5 protein-coding genes are annotated in these 3,703 nt (G+C 40.4%); 2 read left to right on the top strand and 3 right to left on the bottom strand.

The window, feature by feature from the left end; all coding sequences use genetic code 11:
* Positions 1 to 77: 77 nt before the first annotated feature.
* Together BLO51_RS29580 and BLO51_RS28125 are read right to left on the bottom strand one after the other, a co-directional pair.
* Entirely contained in the window at positions 78 to 215 is a 138-nt protein-coding gene (locus tag BLO51_RS29580; protein ID WP_167670375.1) for a hypothetical protein, read from the bottom strand.
* A 2-nt stretch (positions 216 to 217) separates the two neighbouring features.
* Positions 218 to 628 carry a hypothetical protein gene (locus BLO51_RS28125; protein ID WP_143007029.1) on the bottom strand — a complete coding sequence of 137 codons (411 nt, stop codon included), beginning with the start codon at positions 626 to 628 and terminating at the stop codon, positions 218 to 220.
* A 155-nt stretch (positions 629 to 783) separates the two neighbouring features.
* On the opposite strand from BLO51_RS28125, the gene BLO51_RS28120 reads away from it, so the two are divergent.
* Positions 784 to 1,326: a GNAT family N-acetyltransferase gene (locus BLO51_RS28120; RefSeq protein WP_090677432.1), complete on the top strand. Its 543-nt coding sequence runs from the start codon at positions 784 to 786 to the stop codon at positions 1,324 to 1,326.
* Between the two features lie 141 nt (positions 1,327 to 1,467).
* Here BLO51_RS28120 and BLO51_RS28115 read toward each other — a convergent pair whose 3' ends face one another.
* The gene (locus BLO51_RS28115; RefSeq protein ID WP_090677429.1) at positions 1,468 to 2,013 is read right to left on the bottom strand and encodes a TetR/AcrR family transcriptional regulator; all 546 of its coding nucleotides are present in this window, start codon (positions 2,011 to 2,013) and stop codon (positions 1,468 to 1,470) included.
* A gap of 156 nt (positions 2,014 to 2,169) precedes the next feature.
* Between BLO51_RS28115 and BLO51_RS28110 the strand changes: the two genes are divergently transcribed.
* A complete protein-coding gene (locus BLO51_RS28110; protein WP_090677427.1) occupies positions 2,170 to 3,597 on the top strand; it encodes an MDR family MFS transporter in 1,428 nt (475 codons plus the stop codon).
* The last annotated feature ends 106 nt before the right edge of the window (positions 3,598 to 3,703 follow it).

Raw genomic sequence — 3,703 nt, 5'->3', positions numbered from 1 at the left:
GCTGAATGGCTTATAAAGATTCAATATATTGTGCAGACACATAACCCCCAGAGGGTTGTTTAGATTACATAATTTGGTTAATCAACAGGCCTGGTTTTATCTCCCAAATTATTAGCAACATTCATAATCAATTGTTTCAGTTCGATTAGCTTTTCTTGTTCTAAATCGGTGTAATTATTGTATATTTCAAGAATATCATAGTTTTTGTTCATCATGTTTATAGTCCTCCTAATGCGAGTTTCCTGACATATTTAGTTACCTTGTTATTCGAATCCAATGAAAAAACAAGGTATTCAACTCTCACTGGATCAATATCATATCCATAAAATAAATCAATTGTATAATACATTTCATTCTTTGATACATCTGAATAATCTTCAGGTTTTCCAAGTAGCTGGATTATCTCATTTTTATCATTTCCAACGAGTGTTTGCTCTTCTATAAGATATTGTGCCATTTTTTGGCGAAGTTCCCACGATTCATTATCCCTTGCCTCTATCCATATTTTCTGATCGAAAGTCATCTTTTTGTCACTACACCCTGCAATTACTAAAAAGATGGATACAGCCATTACAATTCCCCAAAATTGTCCTCTTGACACTCTCAACTTCCGGATGACTTCATACATAACTACTCTCACACTTTCAGATCAAAGTAGAATTCTACAGATCAAATTGTACGATTGCTTCGAACATTCGTCAACATTTCCCGGTATTTTTGATTTCTACTTGTAAATATGTTATCTTTCTTTTTCATACTGATTTTAGGAAGGAGCAAAATGATTTGGATAGCAATAACATTTATTTAAGACATCTTGAGCGGAAGGATGCAGGCGCTCTATTTGACTTGAAATTAAGAAACCGGGATTTTTATCAACCTTTTGAGCCGATTAGAGATGAATCACATTTTACCCTTGAAGGACAAGAAAAAGAAATTGCAAATGGTATTCAAGGGGCACTCAATGACCAATCTTACATTTACGGAATCTTTCTTAAAGAGACAGATGAAATTGTCGGAAGAATAGCATTAACCGGTATTGCTCGCGGTCCTTTTCAAAATGCAAATTTGGGTTATTACATTGATCGAAAACATAACGGTCGAGGCTATGCAACGACGGCAGTTTCATTATGTGTGAAAATTGCATTTAACGAGTTTGACTTGCATCGTGTTCAAGCTGGAGTCATGCCGAGGAACTTGCCATCTATCCGAGTTTTAGAAAAGGCAGGATTTAGAAATGAAGGTTTGGCCAAAAAATATTTAAAAATTAACGGTACATGGGAAGACCACGCATTATTTGCAATTACTGCTGATGACATAATACATTAGCAGTCTAACGGAGTACTTTTCAACGAAGTCATACGCCATGAGCACTAAAATCAGGTGCCCCCGCAATTAGACTAACTAACGCATAGCAAAACCAGCTCATATCTTGACGGATATGAGCTGGTTTTTTCTCGCTCTATTGCCTTATTCAAAAATATTTTCATTCACTAATCTATGAAAATAGTGATCCAGCTGCGCTGGGCTTGCCCGATTCAGATGTTTACGCGCCCATGCGCTTAAAGTAACCATCGCGGACACATGAAATTCGGCTAACAAGTCATGCGGGATATCGATCGTCTTGGATTGTTGTTCGATGAACTTTAATGCGTCTTTCTTCAATAATCGCATGGAGTAAGTCGTCATGCAATCAAAGAAAAGCTCATCGCTTTGTTGCGAACGCACTAACTTGTGAGACTCGGAACCCTCAAAAAATTCATCGGACCAAAGAAACGGCTCTAACATTCTTTTTTCTACTGGAGTATCCCAGTATCGTTCCATCAGTTGATGCAGCCCATACTCCAGCAATCTGAATTTGTCTTCGAAATGCTTATAAAACGTAGAACGATGGACCATGGCTTTGTCGCAAATTTGATCTACCGTAATTTTGGAAAATAACATCTTTTTTTCCGTCATTAGCTCAAACAGGGCTTTCCATAACCATTCCATGGAGCGGCGCTTTCTCAAATCCATCCCTAATGCTCCTCTTTTTCTACGAAGTTCTCAGACATTGTTTTGATTTTATCTCTTAACTGCCTAAAATCGATATATTGAATATATTTTGCAGTACACATGATCACTATAATAGGAAATGACTCAACTTATACAGCACGAAAGGAAGGGACTTACATGGATTTAAATTTACAGAAAGTGAAGAGAACGCCAATTATGGTTGCTCTCATGATGGGAGCATTTGTGGCGACATTAAACGAAACGTTGCTAGGCAATGCCTTGCCTGTGCTGATGAACGAGTTTCAGGTCGGCGCCACCACGATACAGTGGCTAACTGCGGCTTACCTGCTGATTGTCGGTGCGCTCATTCCCATAACGGCTCTAATTCAGCAATGGCTTACGACAAGACAGCTTTTTTCTGCAGCTATGGTTACCTTTTTAATGGGTACGATCGTCGCTGCAATATCACCCACTTTTGCGCTGCTATTAGCTGGACGAGTGATTCAAGCGATTGGTACGGGGCTAATCCTCCCGCTGCTGATGAATACGTTGTTAATTATTTACCCTGCGGAAAAGCGGGGCACGATTATGGGGGTGCTCTTTTTAATATTTACATTCGCCCCTGCGATCGGACCTACACTTTCAGGTATCATGATTGAAGCTTTGGATTGGCGCTGGCTGTTCTATATCACGATTCCTTTTACTATCATTTCCATCCTCATTGGTTATTATTATCTTGTAAATGTAACCGTGCTTACAAAACCCAAGGTTGATGTGCTATCCATCATTTTATCGACATTAGGTTTTGGCGGTGTTGTGTATGGATTTAGCGCTTCAGGAAATGAAGGCTGGTCAGATCCGCAAGTTTATGGGTCAGTGATCATTGGCAGCCTGGCTTTGATTTTATTCGTAGTTCGGCAACTACGCATTTCAAATCCGATTTTGGAAATGCGTACGTTCCAATTTCCGATGTTTTCTCTCTCGATTATACTTTTGATCGTTGTTATGATGTCAATGTTCGCCACAACCAGCTTATTACCAATGCTTTTGCAAAGCGTGTTGCTGGTGAGCGCCTTTCAATCCGGACTCATCATGCTGCCCGGAAGTGTCGTCAATGGGCTGATGTCTCCTGTTACAGGAAAGCTATTCGATCGATTTGGCGCTAAGGTCATTATTATTCCGGGTCTATTGATCGTCAGCATTGCGTTGTATCTTTTTACCAGACTCACACTAGATTCGTCGACCTTGCAAATCATCTTAACGCACTGCCTGTTAATGCTAGGAGTGGCGCTCGTTCTGGTTCCCGTCCAAACCTATGGACTGAATAAAATTACGCCTGAATACTATGCGCATGGATCTGCCATTTTCAGTACATTACAGCAAGTTGCCGGAGCGATTGGCACATCTTTGTTTATCGCCACCATGTCTGCGCGCTCCCAGAGTCACTTGGCGCAATCCGCGAATCCAAATGATGCGACCGCACAATTAACGGCGTCCGTTGCGGGCTACAGCGACACGTTCATGCTTGGCTTCATTTTTTCGATTATTGCGGTTGTTGTGTCTCTATTTTTGAGAAAAAACGCGAAAGAAAAACAAGCGAATTGATCAGGGTTGTTGCAGGCCTGTTGATTAACCACTAAATGGTAGAAAAAAGATCGCCTTTGCTGTAGAATCGTTTGTACCACCAAGCGATTCGAGAAAGAGGCGATCT

This window comes from Paenibacillus tianmuensis, assembly GCF_900100345.1.
Classification (GTDB): Bacteria; Bacillota; Bacilli; order Paenibacillales; family NBRC-103111; genus Paenibacillus_G; species Paenibacillus_G tianmuensis.
This window is presented reverse-complemented; position numbering and strand designations above follow the sequence as displayed.